This is a genomic window from Bradyrhizobium sp. SRL28 (assembly GCF_018596315.1).
GTDB lineage: Bacteria > Pseudomonadota > Alphaproteobacteria > Rhizobiales > Xanthobacteraceae > Bradyrhizobium.
The window spans coordinates 94,284-109,559 of the sequence record NZ_JAHEAG010000007.1 but is presented as its reverse complement, the minus strand read 5'-3'; the positions used below and the strand labels follow the sequence as shown (position 1 = coordinate 109,559).

The 15,276-nt window shown below is 63.9% G+C and carries 14 protein-coding genes; 6 read left to right on the top strand and 8 right to left on the bottom strand.

Annotated elements, in window-relative coordinates; translation table 11 throughout:
* Positions 1 to 49 precede the first annotated feature (49 nt).
* On the top strand, positions 50 to 439 hold the full coding sequence (locus KIP88_RS17680) for a hypothetical protein (RefSeq protein ID WP_214489207.1): 390 nt from the start codon (positions 50 to 52) through the stop codon (positions 437 to 439).
* Positions 440 to 1,305: 866 nt separating this feature from the next.
* On the opposite strand, the gene KIP88_RS17675 is transcribed toward KIP88_RS17680, so the two are convergent.
* The 3 genes from KIP88_RS17675 to KIP88_RS17665 form a co-directional block, all read right to left on the bottom strand.
* Positions 1,306 to 1,758, bottom strand: a complete 453-nt coding sequence (locus KIP88_RS17675; protein ID WP_214489206.1) for a hypothetical protein — start codon at positions 1,756 to 1,758, stop codon at positions 1,306 to 1,308.
* Between the two features lie 174 nt (positions 1,759 to 1,932).
* Positions 1,933 to 2,304: a YqjD family protein gene (locus KIP88_RS17670; RefSeq protein WP_214489205.1), complete on the bottom strand. Its 372-nt coding sequence runs from the start codon at positions 2,302 to 2,304 to the stop codon at positions 1,933 to 1,935.
* A 66-nt stretch (positions 2,305 to 2,370) separates the two neighbouring features.
* Positions 2,371 to 3,429 (bottom strand): AI-2E family transporter, encoded by a 1,059-nt coding sequence (locus KIP88_RS17665; protein ID WP_249790857.1) that lies wholly within the window; start codon positions 3,427 to 3,429, stop codon positions 2,371 to 2,373.
* A 342-nt stretch (positions 3,430 to 3,771) separates the two neighbouring features.
* Between KIP88_RS17665 and KIP88_RS17660 the strand changes: the two genes are divergently transcribed.
* A complete protein-coding gene (locus KIP88_RS17660; RefSeq protein WP_214489204.1) occupies positions 3,772 to 4,539 on the top strand; it encodes a L,D-transpeptidase in 768 nt (255 codons plus the stop codon).
* A gap of 32 nt (positions 4,540 to 4,571) precedes the next feature.
* The gene (locus tag KIP88_RS17655) at positions 4,572 to 5,216 is read left to right on the top strand and encodes a DUF2865 domain-containing protein (protein WP_214489203.1); all 645 of its coding nucleotides are present in this window, start codon (positions 4,572 to 4,574) and stop codon (positions 5,214 to 5,216) included.
* 127 nt (positions 5,217 to 5,343) lie between these two features.
* Here the strand turns inward: KIP88_RS17655 and KIP88_RS17650 are convergent, their stop codons facing one another.
* Complete coding sequence (locus KIP88_RS17650; RefSeq protein ID WP_214489202.1) at positions 5,344 to 7,437, bottom strand: methyl-accepting chemotaxis protein; 2,094 nt, start codon at positions 7,435 to 7,437, stop codon at positions 5,344 to 5,346.
* 207 nt (positions 7,438 to 7,644) lie between these two features.
* On the opposite strand from KIP88_RS17650, the gene KIP88_RS17645 reads away from it, so the two are divergent.
* Entirely contained in the window at positions 7,645 to 7,800 is a 156-nt protein-coding gene (locus tag KIP88_RS17645; RefSeq protein ID WP_214489201.1) for a Thivi_2564 family membrane protein, read from the top strand.
* Between the two features lie 66 nt (positions 7,801 to 7,866).
* Here KIP88_RS17645 and KIP88_RS17640 read toward each other — a convergent pair whose 3' ends face one another.
* The 4 genes from KIP88_RS17640 to cysD all read right to left on the bottom strand — a co-directional run bounded on the left by KIP88_RS17640 (position 7,867) and on the right by cysD (position 13,270).
* Positions 7,867 to 8,067, bottom strand: coding sequence for a CsbD family protein (locus tag KIP88_RS17640; protein ID WP_214489200.1), 201 nt, complete (start codon positions 8,065 to 8,067; stop codon positions 7,867 to 7,869).
* Between the two features lie 170 nt (positions 8,068 to 8,237).
* Positions 8,238 to 10,400, bottom strand: a complete 2,163-nt coding sequence (locus KIP88_RS17635; RefSeq protein WP_214489199.1) for a malate synthase G — start codon at positions 10,398 to 10,400, stop codon at positions 8,238 to 8,240.
* 134 nt (positions 10,401 to 10,534) lie between these two features.
* A complete protein-coding gene (gene cysC / locus KIP88_RS17630; RefSeq protein WP_214489198.1) occupies positions 10,535 to 12,451 on the bottom strand; it encodes an adenylyl-sulfate kinase in 1,917 nt (638 codons plus the stop codon).
* A gap of 24 nt (positions 12,452 to 12,475) precedes the next feature.
* Entirely contained in the window at positions 12,476 to 13,270 is a 795-nt protein-coding gene (gene cysD / locus KIP88_RS17625; protein ID WP_057854570.1) for a sulfate adenylyltransferase subunit CysD, read from the bottom strand.
* A 255-nt stretch (positions 13,271 to 13,525) separates the two neighbouring features.
* Between cysD and cysG the strand changes: the two genes are divergently transcribed.
* Both cysG and KIP88_RS17615 read left to right on the top strand, forming a co-directional pair.
* The gene (gene cysG / locus KIP88_RS17620; protein ID WP_214489197.1) at positions 13,526 to 14,962 is read left to right on the top strand and encodes a siroheme synthase CysG; all 1,437 of its coding nucleotides are present in this window, start codon (positions 13,526 to 13,528) and stop codon (positions 14,960 to 14,962) included.
* The gene (locus KIP88_RS17615; RefSeq protein ID WP_214489196.1) at positions 14,959 to 15,270 is read left to right on the top strand and encodes a DUF2849 domain-containing protein; all 312 of its coding nucleotides are present in this window, start codon (positions 14,959 to 14,961) and stop codon (positions 15,268 to 15,270) included. The genes cysG and KIP88_RS17615 overlap by 4 nt, the downstream gene beginning before the upstream one ends.
* The last annotated feature ends 6 nt before the right edge of the window (positions 15,271 to 15,276 follow it).

Genomic DNA, 15,276 nt, shown 5'->3' with positions numbered 1-15,276 from the left:
TCGGCTCGGGTTGTGTTTGTGATCGCCATGGGGCGAGGGACAAACCAGCATGTCACAGATTTTCAAAGCAATTTTAGCCGCGCTCGCCATCACGGCGACATTTGGCGCCTTCCAGCTCGCATCGGGCCATGACCTCACCGGCCGTCGGCAACTCGCCGCGACCGAGCCTGCGGGGGAGATCAACCGCGCCGCCAAGGCCGACCGTGCGGCGCTCAGAGCCGCGCAAAGCCAGACCGAGACGATTACGATCCGGACCGTCGGCCTCGCTGACACCTCCGTGGTGGTGCGAGTTCCCGTGGCCCAGGAGGAAGTGCGGAACCGCCCGGCACCGCCGGCGGCCAAGCGGAGCCCCTCGAAGATGACGGTGGCCTGCGAACCGCCGGTCAGCGTTTTGACCGAGGTCGCAAAACTGCTTCAGCCCGGCCGCTGCGTGACCTGATCGCGGATTAGATCCGCGGATTAGATCTGTAGGGTGGGCAAAGGAGCGTTAGCGACGTGCCCACCATCTATCGCCGATCGCGCATCGAAACGGTGGGCACGCTTCGCTCGCAATGACGCGGAGAGAGCGCTGCGCCAAAACGCCAATTTTCCAAGGCGGATCAAGCTGATTTGGGTCGTCCAGCCCTTCCCGCAAAAATATTCCGCTTTCGTTCTCACGCAAATCACCGGCATAACTCCGCCCGTCTCACGGCAGATGAGGGACGCTCGCGATCGTCACGAACGTGCGGTGAGATGCGATGGACGCAGATGGGCGCTAGACGTACGCGCCTGAAGCGTACGGCGAAGTCGTGTGGTTCTGGCGCCGCGGTGCTGGCGCTAAGTTGGCGGGAGGTGTCCCGCCGACGACGGTGGCAAGAAAGCCGTTCACCGGGGAGAGCACGAAGTAAGCCGTAAAGCCATTGCGCAGGGAAGGCCGGAATGCTCCCGCTGCCCTGTATGCTCGTGTGCGCGTTCTTGTGCGCAAATTGCACGCGAGACCGCGGGTGCAGCAAGCACCCGGTCTTCCCTGCGCCCTCTAATTTCCAAGAGGGCAAACGAAGATGCAAACCTCGGGCGTATCACGTCGCGAGAATGCGCAAGCTCGTTCAGCCGTCATTGCGAGCGCAGCGAAGCAATCCATCTCTCCACTTGCGGCGCTATGGATTGCTTCGCTTCGCTCGCAATGACGTGGAGGGGCCGCAGTTCGTAGCCCGGATGAGCGCAGCGATGTCCGGGGCGGTGTTGGGGGGTCCCGGATATCGCTGCGCTCATCCGGGCTACAGGAAGGTTGCGGAAGGCGTAACAATGGAAGGTGCGACGCCCTGCCTACTCCGCCGGCGCTTCACTGCCGCTGCTGCTCCCGTTGGCGCGGCTGGCGAAAAATCCCAGTGCCAGCCCGCCGACTGCAAGGATCGGGATCAGCCGCTTGACACCGATGGCGCGGATCACCTGGATGCCGGCGGCAACCAGCATTGGATCGGACAGCACGGTCTGCGCGGTAGACTTCGCCATCTTCGCCGCCTGTTCGGCGCGCGCCTCGATCTGCCTCTTGCGTACCATGTAGCTGCCGGCCGCGATCAAGGTGACGACGAAGAAGATGGCAGCTCCGGTGAGACAGGCCTCTACGGGACCGTATTTCTCCAGCACGAACACGAAGGCCGCAGCGCACAGAAACGCGGTCGTGACCAGCAACGCCATGGCCGCCGCGGCCGCGAGCGAAGTCAGTCGCAGGGCGGTGCCGGTCGAGTCCTTGAAATCATCGATCAGTCGCTGAAACATGGTCAAGCCTCGATCCGATCTGAAAACGACGTCAACGAAACAAGCCGCAATATGCACCGGCGCCGCGGCGGCTCGCTCGCCGCCGCGCGCCATCGAAGACTATCGGCGCCGCAACTGCCTGCGCCACGGTTACGTGCGCCAAAACTGCCTGCGCCAAGACTGCCTGCGCCAAAATTACCTGCGCCACGTCACGCCGATCAGAAAGCCGATGCCGAGCGCCAGGCCCACCGTTGCCAGTGGCCGCTGCGTGATGGCGTCTTCCAGCGTCTCGCCGATCGAGGACGCGGCGTCCTGGGCGGCATCCATCATCGCGCTGCCGCGTTCGGACATATCGTCCACCGCCTGTTCCGCGTTGGCGCGTGCCTGCTTGTAGCCGCGGCGCGCCTGCTTGCCGGCGGTGCCGGCAAAACTGTTCAGCGCGTCGGTGATCTGGTCGGTCAGGGCTGCGATATCGTTTTTCACGGCGGTTACATCCTTTTCGAGGCGTTCATAGGTCGCTTTGTCCGTCAGATTTTTTGTTGCGGTTTCACCGTTGGTCATCGACATCGAAAGCTCCCGGGTATCGAATTCAGCTGCCGAACAAACGTTTCGTCGGAGGGGAAGTTCCACCGCCTAATCCTCCGGCAGCTGCGGCAAATCGGATGGCATCAGATGCTCCTTCACGATCAGCGCGACGATCAGGAGCGGCGACGACAGGAACGCGCCCATCGGGCCCCACAGCCAGGTCCAGAAGGCGAGCGCGATGAAAACGGCGAGCGCGTTCAGCGCCAGCCGGCGACCGACGATCATCGGGGTGAGGAAGTGACCTTCCAGGAAGGTCATGGCCGCAAACAGCGTCGGCGCGAGCAGTCCGGCGCCAATGCTCGGGAACGCGACCTGGCCGACCACGACCAGGACGGCAAACATCGCCACCGGGCCGATGATCGGAATGAAATTCAGGATCGCCGCCAGCGCACCGAGACCGGCTGGATTGGGCATGCCCGTGACCGCGCAGATCAGGCCGGTGACGACGCCGACGCCTATATTGATCATGGTCACCATCAACAGGTAGTTGCCGAGATGCTCCTCGATCTCGTTGAGCATCCGCAGCGTCCGCAGCCGTGCCGTCCGCTCGCCGAAATTCATGATCAGGGCCCGGCGCAACTCCCGCCAGCTCGCGATGAACAAAATCAGCGTTGCGATGAACAGCAGGAATTCGGCAAAGGTCGGCGACAAGAATTCCAGCGTCGGCTGCACCCAGTCGAACTTCGGCAGATGGAACGTCGTCAGGGTGTCGGGACCGCCGAGCATGCTCTGCAGTTGCTGCCAGAGCGCGAGCGGCCGGTCGAATGCGTGCATTTTCTCCTTCAGCAGCAATCCCAACTCCGGGAGCTTGTTGCTCCACTCCATGACGGGCGATGCAATGAGGCCAATCATGAAGACAGCACCCGCGGTTGCTGCCGACACGATCAGGACGGCCGCGACCGCGCGCGGGATGCCGTAGCGCTCCAGGAAACTGGCTGCCGGCGACAGCATGGTGCCGACGATGAAAGCCATCGTGATCGGCAGAAAGAATGCCTTGGCGAGATAGAGGCCGACGATAACAACGATGACCAGCAGCGCCACCAGCGCGAACGCCACCACTTCGGTGCGGCGGATGACCGGCGGCAGCTCAGCCTTGCTGTCGGGCAGGGGCTTGCCTTCGTGCCCGTTGGGAAGCGGGCGTTCGCCGGGCGAGGGTTTTGTCGGCGGAGATTTGGCGGGCGCGGACGTCGCGGGCACAGGCTTGGTGGGAGTGACGCTCACAATGGCTTTCCCCCGCCCGAAGCAGCAACGACACGGCACAAGCCACGTCGCCGGCGAGCCGAACTATGGCGTCACAACGTGGAAGGCTGGCGCAAGTTCCATCGCGGAGGGGTGAGCGTGCACGCCTTGACAGGAAGCGAGGCAACGTCGGCCAAAAGGAACTGCCGACCCCCGGGCGCGTTTGTTGGTGCAGAGCATCCAATGATGCACATCCAGCGGGGCAGTCCTATGACAAAGTCCTTTGATCGCCGGCCTTCGTCGCGCGTGGTAAGCGCGCTCGTCTTCGTCGCCGTCTTGCTGATGCTGGCGATGGTCTCGATCGCTGCGAACGCGCAGACGTTCGGCTATGCTTCTGCCCAACCGGGTGCATATCCCCCCGATGAGGTGATCGCATCCGACGCGGGCGCGACGCCCGAGCGGCTTCGCCGCGCCGTCGTCGCCTTTGGTACGGCGGAGGCGCCTGGCACCATCATCATCGATACCGGCAACACCACGCTCTACTACGTGCTCGGACAGGGCCGCGCCATCAGGTATGGCGTCGGCGTCGGCCGCGACGGCTTTACCTGGTCCGGGGTGCAGACCATCAGCCGCAAGGCGGAATGGCCGGACTGGCATCCACCTTCGGAGATGATCGCACGCCAGCCCTATCTACCGCGCTTCATGGCCGGCGGGCCCGGCAATCCGCTCGGCGCGCGGGCAATGTATCTCGGCACCAGCCAGTACCGCATTCACGGCACCAACGATCCCTCGACGATCGGGAAATTCGTCTCGTCCGGTTGCATCCGCCTGACCAATGAAGACGTCGCCGATCTGTTTGGCCGGGTCGATGTCGGAACGAAAGTGGTGGTGCTGCCGAAGCGCGCGCCGGTCATGGCGCGAGGCGGGGATACCAGGACCGGCATCACAGCCCGTCCCGCCGGCGCGCAGCCGCGCCCGGTCGCGACCACGCCCTCGGGCCGGCAGGCGATGAGCCTTATCGCGCCGCAGGTGAACTGAATGGATGCGCCGTGTTGCAGAGGAGAAGGTTGATGCAATCGGGAAAACTGGCAGCATGGGGGGCAGCCGCACTGGTGTGCGCTTCGGCGCTGGCGCCGGCCGCGCAGGCCCAGGACTTTTTCTCGCAATTGTTTGGCGGGTTCAACCGCCCGCGCCCTCAGCCCTATATCCAGATGCCGTTCGCCGATGACGACGGCCAGGTCCGCGCGCCGCGTGGCGAGGGGCGTGTCCGCTACGGTGGAGGCGGAGGCCAGGCGTATTGCGTGCGGACCTGCGATGGACGCTATTTCCCGGTCACCGCTTCAGACAATGCGAGCCGCGCGGCGTCCTGCAACAAGTTGTGCCCGGCGAGCGAGACCAAATTGTTCAACGGCAGCAGCATTGACAACGCCGCCGCCGACAATGGCAAGTCCTATTCGGAGCTGCCGAACGCGTTCCGTTATCGCAACGAACTCGTGGCGGGCTGCACCTGCAACGGCAAGGACCCGGTCGGGCTGGCGTCGGTCAAGGTCGAAGACGACCCGACGCTGCGCAAGGGCGACATCGTCGCCGGCGAAAACGGCCTTCTGGTCGCCGGCCGCAGCGCCGACAAACGGGGCGCGGAGGTGAATTTCTCGCCTGCATCCGACAAGGTCCGCGCCAAGTATCAGCGGGTGCCCGTGGTGGCGCGGGAGTGAGGAAGTGTTTTCTTCTCCCTCTCCCGCTTGCGGGGGAGGGCAGGGGTGGGGGTGCCTCCGCATAACGGATGCTTAGAATTCGCCGATAGATTTTCTCTCACCCGCCGCCGCAGGCGGGAAGAGGTTATTACGCCGCTCGGATCTTGCCGAGGAATTGAGTGACCTGATTGCCCAGTTGCTGGCTCTGCGTCTCCAGCGTCTGGGAAGCCTGCTTCACATCCTCCGCTGCGGCGGCGGCCGCGTCCGCATCGGCCTTCACGCCGGTGATGTTGTCGGACACGTTCTTGGTGCCCTGCGCGGCAAATTGGGTCGAGCGCGTGATCTCCTGGGTGGCGGCGCCCTGTTGCTGCACGGCGGCGGCAATCGCGGTCGCGACCTCGTTGACCTCGCCGATGATGCTGCCGATGCCCTTGATGGCGTCGATGGCTTCGCCCGCGACCTTCTGGATGTCGGCGATCTGCTCGGAGATTTCCTCGGTCGCCTTCGCCGTCTGGCTCGCCAGCGATTTGACTTCGGAGGCGACCACCGCGAAGCCGCGGCCGGCCTCGCCGGCGCGCGCGGCCTCGATGGTGGCGTTGAGCGCCAGGAGGTTGGTCTGCGCGGCGATGGTGTTGATCAGGCCGACGACCTCACCAATGCGTCCCGCCGATTGGGCGAGCCCCTGGACGGTGCCGTCGGTATTGCGCGCCTGGCCGACCGCGCGGCTGGCGATCTCCGCCGCGTGTGCGGCCTGCTGGCTGATGTCGTTGATCGAGGCGCTGAGCTCTTCGGAAGCCGCGGCAACCGTCTCGACGCTCATCGAGGCATCGCCGGATGCCTTTCCGGCGACCTGCACGCGCTCGTTGGTCTGGCGCGAAATCGTCGACAGGCCGGTCGAGGTGGTCCGCATCTGGCCGGAAGCGTCGCCGAGCTGGGTGAGCGTCTGGCGCACCATGCTCTCGAACTCGCCGACATAGCTCTCGATCGCCTGCTGCCGTGCCGTGGCGCCGGCGTTGCGCTCGCGCTCCTGCGCTTCGATCCGGGCCTTGTCGGCGGCCTGCTGCTTGAAGGTCTCCAGCGCGCCGGCCAGCGCGCCGATTTCGTCGTGGCGCGCGGCGTAGCCGGTATCGACGTGGAGGTCGCCGGCGGCGACCTTCAGCATGGCGTCACGTATGGTGTGCAGCGGCTTGATGGCGCGGCGGGTGACGATCGCCATGGCGCCGAACGCGAGCGCCAGTGCGCCGACCAGCAACGCGAGCTGCATCACCAGCGAACGCTGGGCGGTGGAACGCAAATGCGCGGCGTGATCCTTGGCGGCGTCGAGGGCTGCTTCGGCGACGCCGACGGCAGCAGACAGGCGCCCGACCGTGACCGGGGTCCACTGGTTGGCGGTCAGTTCCGGCTTCTCGCCGGCCGCGATCTGCGTCAGCAACCGATCGCGCAGCGCGAGATATTGCGGCTCGAAATAGGCGGTCTTGGTCGCGGCGATCGCGCTGGAGATAGCCGGAGGCAGTTTCATGCTCGACGCCGTCAGTTCCAGCGCGCTCCAGGTGGCATCGATGCCGCCGGAATATTTCGTATAGGCGAGCCGCGCTTCCGGCGCGACCTTGCCGGCGTTGATTCCGACGGAGACGATGAGCGACGCTTCGCCGGCGGTGTTGCGCAGCAGCCAGGCGATCTGCTTGATCGCGAGCAACTGGTCGATCGTTGCGTCCTGGTGATTGACGGTGGCGGCCAGCGTTGCGGAGAGCTTGTCGAGCGTTTCCAGCATCGCGGTCGCGGTGTCCATGTATTCCTTGGCCAAAGTCGGGCGGCGCGAGGCCTTTGGCTTGCCCATCGCTTCCCAGAATTCCTTCTGCTGCGAGGTTATCGCCTTCAGCAGGCGGTCGAACTCGGGCACCAGCATCTGTTGCTGGGCGAATTCCATTCCTCCGAGCTGGGCGAGCGCGCTGGCCATCGCTGGCATTTCGGTATCGCGAATGTTGCGCAGATATTTCTCGATGTCGGCTTCCATCGGCGCATCGGAGTTCAACAGCCGATTGGTCGTGGAACGGTCGGTGCGCAGATTGTGCATCGCCTTGAACATGTTTGCGGACGCGTCTGCGATCACGGCAATGCGGCTCGCCGCTTGCAGTCGGCCCCAGGAGTCCCAGGCGTTGAGCGAAAATCCAACCACCACGCAGAAGGAGGTGACGAGGATGACGGTCTTCAGCAGCGCGGATACGGTCAGACGGTTCAACATGATGCTCTCCCCCGAGGCTCGCGGCAATTTGGAGGGAAAGGGTAAAGACTTAACCAGTTGCAGCCCGCGTAGAATTACGGTGATCGTTGAAATGATTGAAATTTTCCGGGTGACGGGAAGTTCCGCCACGAGGAACCCGCCGTGCCCTTCGACGTTAACAATGCACTACCAGCGCATTTTTCGGCAAATGCCGAGGGGGGACCCCACATGCTCGTCAGTGTACTCATCACGTTCCTGGTCGTTATTCTCGTTCTCTATCTCATCAACCTGCTGCCGCTCGACGGCCGCGCCAAGCAGATTGCCCGCGTCGTTGTGATCATCCTCGGCGTGATCTCGCTGTTGAGATACATCGCCGTCATCTAGCGCCGATCTGCCAACGCAAAAAAGCCCCGGCACATGCCGGGGCTTTTGATGCTCGGAAGCGCGAGCCTATTTCAACGTCCCGAACCAGTCGTCCACGTCCTTGCGGATCTGGTCCTTGGCGAAGCCGTAGCGCTGCTGCAGCTTGCCTTCGAGTTGCTCGCGGCGGCCCTCGATCACGTCGAGATCGTCATCGGTGAGCTTGCCCCATTTTTCCTTGGCGGCGCCCTTGAACTGCTTCCAGTTCCCTTCAACCCTGTTCCAATCCATCGCTGTCTCCTTCCATGTTGGGATGTTCAACAACGGATGGAGAGCTCAGGCGTTCCTAACAACCGATGCGGCATCGTGACGTGATTCTCGGCTGACGCGTTTTCCAGCGCGAACGGGTAGCCACCCACGGATCAACTCCGAGGGCATGCTTCGCTTGAAAACGCTATGGGTTATCCCGCCGCCTTCGCCTCACGACGGCGCGCAGTGAGAATGTATTCGGTGTAGCCGTTCGGCTGCTCGCGGCCCTTGAAGACGAGATCGCAGGCGGCCTGGAAAGCGACACCGTCGAACGAAGGCGCCATCGGCTTGTAGAGCGGGTCGCCCGCGTTCTGCTTGTCGACTACGACCGCCATGCGCCTCAGCGACTCCATCACCTGGTCCTTGGTGACGACGCCATGCGCCAGCCAGTTCGCCAGATGCTGGCTGGAGATGCGCAAGGTGGCGCGATCTTCCATCAGGCCGACGTCGTGGATGTCGGGCACCTTGGAGCAGCCGACGCCCTGGTCGATCCAGCGCACGACATAGCCCAAAATGCCCTGGCAGTTGTTGTCGATCTCCTGCTTGACGTCGTCGGGCGCCCAGTTCGACTGTGACACCGGGATGGTGAGGATGTCGGAAAGCTTTGCGCGCTGTCCGCCCTTGGCGAGTTCCTGCTGGCGGGCCTGCACGTTCACCTGGTGATAGTGCAGCGCGTGCAGCGTGGCCGCAGTCGGAGAGGGCACCCATGCGGTGGTCGCGCCGGCCTGCGGATGGCCGAGCTTCTGGGTGAGCATGTCGGCCATCTTGTCCGGCGCCGCCCACATGCCCTTGCCGATCTGGGCATGGCCAGGCAGGCCATCGATCAGGCCCATGTCGACGTTCCAGTCTTCATAGGACTTGATCCAGGGCTGCGCCTTCATGTCGTTCTTGCGGATCATCGGACCCGCTTCCATCGACGTGTGGATTTCGTCGCCGGTGCGGTCGAGGAAGCCGGTGTTGATGAAGCAGATGCGCTTCGACGCGTTCTGGATGCAGGCCTTGAGGTTGACCGTGGTGCGGCGCTCCTCATCCATGATGCCGACCTTCATGGTGTTCTCGGGCAATCCCAGCAGCTTCTCGACATCGCCAAACAGTTCGCAAGTCAGCGCGACTTCGTCGGGGCCGTGCATCTTCGGCTTGACGATATAGACCGAGCCGGTGCGGCTGTTTTTGGTTTTCGAAGAACCCTTGATGTCGTGGATCGCGAGCAGGCCGGCTACCGCAGCATCGAGCAGGCCTTCCGGAATCTCGTCGCCCTTCTCGTCGAGAACGGCGTCGGTAAACATGTGATGGCCGACATTGCGCATCAGCAAGAGGCTGCGGCCGTGCAGCGAGAGCTCCTTGCCGTCGGGCGTCTTGTAGACGCGGTCGGGGTTGAGCGAACGCTTGAGCGTCTTGCCGCCCTTCTCGAAATCGGCCGAGAGCGTGCCGTCCATCAGGCCGAGCGTGTTGCGATAGACCAGCACCTTGTCCTCGGCATCAACCGCGGCGACCGAGTCTTCCATGTCGAGAATGGTGGAGACCGCCGATTCCATGATCATGTCGGCAACGCCGGCCGGATCGTCCTTGCCGATCACATGGCTGCGGTCGATCTTCACTTCGACATGCATGCCGTTGTTGACCAGGAGGACCGCGGAAGGTTGAGCGGCATCGCCCTGATATCCGGCGAACTGCGAAGCAGACTTCAATGCGGTGGCGTTGCCGCTCTTGAGCTTCACCGCGAGCTGGCCCGCGATCACGCTGTAGGACGTCACGTCGGTGTGGCTGCCGGTCGCGAGCGGCACGGCGGCGTCGAGGAAGGCTTTTGCCTTCGCGATCACCTTGTCGCCGCGCGCCTTGTTGTAACCTTTGCCGCCCTCGCTCGGATCGTGCGGGATCGCATCCGTGCCGTAGAAGGCGTCATACAGTGAGCCCCAGCGCGCATTCGCCGCGTTCAGCGCGTAGCGGGCGTTGGTCAGGGGCACGACGAGCTGCGGTCCGCAGATCTTGCCGATTTCCTCGTCGACATTTGATGTCTCGACCTTCTGCGTGGCCGGCTCCGGCAGCAGATAGCCGATCTCCTTGAGGAAGGCCGTGTAGGCGTTCATGTCGAACGACTTGCCCTTGTTGACGCGATGCCAGCCGTCGATCTTGGTCTGCAGCGCATCGCGGAAGGCGAGCAACTCGCGGTTTTTCGGCCCTAATTTTTTGATGATGGCGGCGACACCGGCCCAGAATGCATCGGGGGAAATCCCGGTCTTGGGGGTCGCCTCCTTGGCGATGAAATCGAACAGGACAGGGGCGATCTTCAATCCGTGGGCATCGACACGATTCATGATGGGCTTTCTCGGTAGAAATTGGCGTTGAAAGGCTGTTTTCTGACGAAAAGCAGCAAAAAACGCGCCAAAAAGGGCAGCGTTGGCCGCCCTTTTAGCCCTAAAGCCGGGTCGATGAGAAGTGCCTAAAAGGCCTAGATGTTGGCCGCCAGATCGACCAGTTCGTCGAACAGGATACCGGTCTCGGCCAACATTCGCTCGATCTCGTCGGTCGCATCCGAAACCGTTTTTGCGGAGGTGTCGATGCTCAGCTCCGCCCGGGCCGGCGGCTGATAGTCGTTGCCGATCCCGGTGAACGCCTGCAGCGTGCCGGCGCGCGCCTTGGCGTAATGGCCCTTGGGGTCGCGGCTCTCGCAGATCTCGGCCGGCGTAGCGACATAGATCTCGCGGAACGTCGTATCGGCGATGCGGCGTGCCGCGGCACGGTCATCCGCCGAGGGTGACACCGCGGCGACGACGGCGATGTGTCCATTGCGCGCCAGATGGGTTGCGACTTCGGCGAGCCGCCGGATGTTTTCGGTGCGGTCCTGCGCGGAGAAACCGAGGTCGCCGTTGAGACCGGCGCGCAGGGTGTCGCCATCGAGCAGGATCGGCGAGCCGCCGCGCGAGAACAGCCGGCGCTCGAGTGCGCGCGCCAGCGTCGATTTTCCGGAGCCCGGCAGGCCGGTCAGCCAGATCACCGCGCCATTGTGGTGATAGCGCGCCGAGCGTTCCTCGGGGCGAAGTGCGGATTCGACCGGCACGATGTCGATCGGAACAGCGCGCTGTCCGGCGTCGACCGACAGCACGAGGCCCCCGCCGGCGATGCGGCCGTTGACCTCGATCACCAGCCGTCCGGTGCGCGGATTTTCCTGATAGGGGTCGGCCGCGATCGGTTGCGCCAGCGAGATGTCGATTTCGCCGACATGATTGCGCGCGATCGCCTTGGTCTCCTCGTTGGAGAGTTCGCCGGGATCGACGGCCTTTTCGATCGCGACGACGCTGGCGCGGCTTTCCCGCGTGCCGAGGCGGATCAGGATCTGGTCGCCCTTCGACAGCGGCTTGTCGTGCAGCCAGAAAATCCGGGCGCGAATTCGCCGCGTATCGCGCGGGATCGCGCCGGCATGCGCGATGACGTCGCCGCGTTCGATGAACAGTTCACGATCGAGCGTGATACCGACCGAACGGCCGGCGCCATGGCTGCCCGTGAGCGGCGTCACCGGCCAGCTCTCGACGGTTTTGATCTTTGCGATCTTGCCGGCAGGCATGATGACGATTTCGTCGCCGGCGCTCAGGCTGCCGGACTCGATACGGCCCGCAACGATGCGGCGGTCGTCGAACTTGTAGATCGCCTGCACGGGTAGCCGCAGTGCCAGTTGCTCCAGCGGCCGCGCCGGTTCGAGTGCATCGAGCGCTTCGACCACGGTCGGTCCCTGATACCAGCCGATCCGCGGCGTATGTTCGGCAACACCGTCGCCGTCGCGCGCGGAAATCGGAATCACGGCCGACGGCGTCACGCCGAGGCCGATCAGGTGCGCGGAAATCTCGTCGCTGATCGCCTTGAAGCGATCAGCGCTGAAATCAACGCGGTCCATCTTGTTGACGACGATGGCAACCTGCTTGATGCCGAGCAGATGCAGCAGATAACCGTGCCGCCTTGTCTGGTCACGCACGCCTTCCAGCGCGTCGATAATGAGAACCGCGCCGTCGGCCTGCGAGGCGCCGGTGATCATATTGCGGAGGAATTCTGCGTGGCCGGGCGCGTCGATCAGCACGACGTCGCGCGAGCGGGTGCGGAAGCGGATCTGGGTGGTGTCGATGGTGATGCCCTGGTCGCGCTCGGTCTGCAGCGCGTCCAAGAGGAACGACCATTCGAACGGCATGCCGCGCCGCGCGCTGACCGCTTTGAGCATCTCCAGCTTGCCCTCGGGCAGGCTGCCGGTCTCGTGCAGCAGGCGTCCGACCAGCGTGGATTTGCCGTGATCGACATGGCCAACGATGACGATGCGAACCTGCGGGCGCGTGGTGCCGTTGGGGGTGGCCGAGATGGCCGTGGGGAGGATCATGTTCATAGCGACGCTCACACCAAATGTCCGTTAGAGATAGCCGGCGACGCGCAGCCGCTCGAACGCATCTTCGGTCTCGTGATCCAGCGCGCGGCCGGCGCGCTCCGGCACCTTGGTGCCATCGAGTTCAGTCAGGATTTCATCGATGCTCGATGCGGTCGACGCCACCGGATTGGTGATGTCCTGATCGCCCAGCGAGCGATAGCGCTTGCCGTCCTTTGAGAGATAGAGCGGGATGATCGGAATGTTTTCGCGCTTGGTGTAGGCCCAGATGTCGGCCTCGGTCCAATGCAGGATCGGATGGATGCGCAGATGCGCGCCTGGCGGCGGCGAAGCGTTGAACTGGTCCCAGAATTCCGGAGGCTGATCGCGCACGTCCCAGCCGCCTTCGAGCCCGCGCGGCGAGAACACGCGCTCCTTGGCGCGCGTGGCTTCCTCGTCGCGGCGGATGCCGGCGATCAAGCCGTCGAAACCATATTTGGTCAGCGCCCACTTCAGCCCTTCGGTCTTGCGGGCGGCGGAGCGCGCGGCCGGCGGCAGCGTCGGATCAACGGCGTCGATCGGCGGGCAGGGTTCAATCTTGAGATCGAGATCCCATTCCTTGCCGAAGCGATCGCGGAACGCATACATCTCGGGAAATTTCTTGCCGGTGTCGACGTGCAGCGCCGGGAATGGCACGCGGCCGAAGAAGGCCTTGCGCGCCAGCCAGATCATCACGTTGGAATCTTTCCCCAGCGACCACAGCAGCGCGAGCTTCTTCAACCGCGCGAACGCCTCGCGCAGAATGTAGATGCTCTGCGCCTCGAGTTCGTCGAGGTGGTCCATCGAGGGCGGCGGCAGCTGTCCGTTGGCCAAAATTTTCGGCACGGATGATGCTTTGGTGAAGGCGCCGGGCCGCAACCCGTGTCCGCCGGATTCATTGTCGAGAAGATGCATCTCTTGGCCTTGGACTTCGGAGTGGAAAAATTCTAAAGTTGCGCCGCAATAGAGAAGAAATAATTTTCTCTTTGTGGCTCTTGATCGAGACATAAATAGAAAATAATTTCAGTCAAGCCCCAAGTTGGGGAAAGCGAGTATCTGATGCGCTATCTGCCTGTGTTCCTGGATCTGCAAAGCGGCAAGGTGTTGCTCGTTGGAGCGGACGAGCTCGTGCGCGCAAAATTGCGCTTGCTGGTTTCCGCGGGCGCAGCGATCCGCTGGTATGCCACCGATGGCAATCATGATCTGGCCGGCCTCGACGCGACGGACGCAGCGCGGATCGAACAGGCTTCGGGCGATCCGCTTGCAGCCGATCTCTCAGGGGTGATCGCAATCCTTTGCGCCGGCGCCGGTGACATCGGCGTTGCGATGTCGGCGCGCGCGAAGGCGGTCGGGCTGCCCGTCAATGTGATGGACGACCTCGCGCATTCCACTTTCATCTTTCCTGCGATCGTCGATCGTGGCGACGTCGTTGTTGCCGTCGGCACCGGCGGCGCGTCGCCGGTGGTCGCGCGCCGCGTGCGCGAGCGCATCGAGGCGGTGCTGCCGGCGCGCATCGGCGATCTCGCCGCCTTCATCGGCAGCTTTCGCAAAGCGATGCATGCGCGCATTCCCGAATTTTCGCTGCGCCGCCGTTTCTGGGAGCGCGTGATCGACGGTCCGATCGGCGCGCTGGTGCTTGCCGGGCGCAAGGACGAGGCTGAAAAAGCGCTGAACGAAATCGCCGATCCCTCCGCCTTCGCCGGCGCGAGCAAGGACGGCAAGGCCGAGGGCAGGGTGACGCTGGTCGGCGCCGGGCCGGGCGATCCGGATCTGCTCACCATCAAGGCGCTGCGCGCGCTGCAGGACGCCGACGTCGTTTTCTACGATGAGCTGGTCTCGCCGGAAATTCTCGATCGCATCCGTCGCGATGCCTCGCGCATTCCGGTCGGCCGCCGGGTCGGCAAGCCCGGCATCGGCCAGGATGCGATCAACAAGCTGCTGATCGACGCGGCGAAGGCCGGACAGCGCGCGGTGCGCCTGAAGGGCGGCGATCCCTTCATCTTCGGCCGCGGCGGCGAGGAGATCGAAGTGCTGCGCGCGGCCGGCGTCGCCTATTCGGTGGTGCCGGGCATTACCGCAGGGCTCGGTGCTGCCGCGCAATTCGAGGCGCCGCTGACCTTTAGGCACGAGGCGCTGCGCATCACCTTCCTGACCGCGCACAAGGCAAAGGACGCCGAGACGGTCGACTGGTCGGTGCTAACAGACAAGAAGATGACCATCGTAGTCTATATGGGCATGACAGCAGCGCCGTCGGTCCGTGCAGGGCTGCTCGCTGCCGGACGATCGCCACAAACCCCCGTCGGCATCTTCGCACGGGTGACGCGGCCGGATGCGCAGGCCGTGGTCGGGACGCTCGAAAACCTTCCCGCGCTGGTCGAAAAAATCGATGGCGGTCCCGCCATCCTCATCATCGGCGACGTCGTCGCGCATTCCGCGCCGTGGCGCCAGTCGAACCTCAATCAAGTCATCTCCGAACTGCTGGATGCTGCCGAATGACCTCTCCGCTTCAACAAAAAATCAAGATCACCGGCCCCTCGATGGTGACCGCCAACCGAACCTCGGACGGTATCGTGATCTATCGCACCGCGCAGCAGGGCTGGTCGGCAAGTTTGTCGGACGCCGCAATTGTCCGCACCTCCGATGAGGCGCGGGCGCTGCTGGCCGAAGCCAATGCCGATGACGTCGGCGCGGTCGGCGCCTATATCGCGCCGGTCGAGCTCAAGGACAGCGGCGAGATCAAACCCGGCAATTTGCGCGAACGCATCCGGTCGAAGGGCCTCACCATCGACCTTCTTCCGGCCTAAGGCTGA

Coding starts and splice junctions, on each gene's coding strand:
- KIP88_RS17680 (WP_214489207.1), top strand. CDS start 50: ATGTCACAGATTTTCAAAGCAATTTTAGCCGCGCTCGCCATCACGGCG.
- KIP88_RS17675 (WP_214489206.1), bottom strand. CDS start 1,758: ATGTTTCAGCGACTGATCGATGATTTCAAGGACTCGACCGGCACCGCC.
- KIP88_RS17670 (WP_214489205.1), bottom strand. CDS start 2,304: ATGTCGATGACCAACGGTGAAACCGCAACAAAAAATCTGACGGACAAA.
- KIP88_RS17660 (WP_214489204.1), top strand. CDS start 3,772: ATGACAAAGTCCTTTGATCGCCGGCCTTCGTCGCGCGTGGTAAGCGCG.
- KIP88_RS17655 (WP_214489203.1), top strand. CDS start 4,572: ATGCAATCGGGAAAACTGGCAGCATGGGGGGCAGCCGCACTGGTGTGC.
- KIP88_RS17650 (WP_214489202.1), bottom strand. CDS start 7,437: ATGTTGAACCGTCTGACCGTATCCGCGCTGCTGAAGACCGTCATCCTC.
- KIP88_RS17645 (WP_214489201.1), top strand. CDS start 7,645: ATGCTCGTCAGTGTACTCATCACGTTCCTGGTCGTTATTCTCGTTCTC.
- KIP88_RS17640 (WP_214489200.1), bottom strand. CDS start 8,067: ATGGATTGGAACAGGGTTGAAGGGAACTGGAAGCAGTTCAAGGGCGCC.
- KIP88_RS17635 (WP_214489199.1), bottom strand. CDS start 10,400: ATGAATCGTGTCGATGCCCACGGATTGAAGATCGCCCCTGTCCTGTTC.
- cysC (WP_214489198.1), bottom strand. CDS start 12,451: ATGAACATGATCCTCCCCACGGCCATCTCGGCCACCCCCAACGGCACC.
- cysD (WP_057854570.1), bottom strand. CDS start 13,270: ATGGACCACCTCGACGAACTCGAGGCGCAGAGCATCTACATTCTGCGC.
- cysG (WP_214489197.1), top strand. CDS start 13,526: ATGCGCTATCTGCCTGTGTTCCTGGATCTGCAAAGCGGCAAGGTGTTG.
- KIP88_RS17615 (WP_214489196.1), top strand. CDS start 14,959: ATGACCTCTCCGCTTCAACAAAAAATCAAGATCACCGGCCCCTCGATG.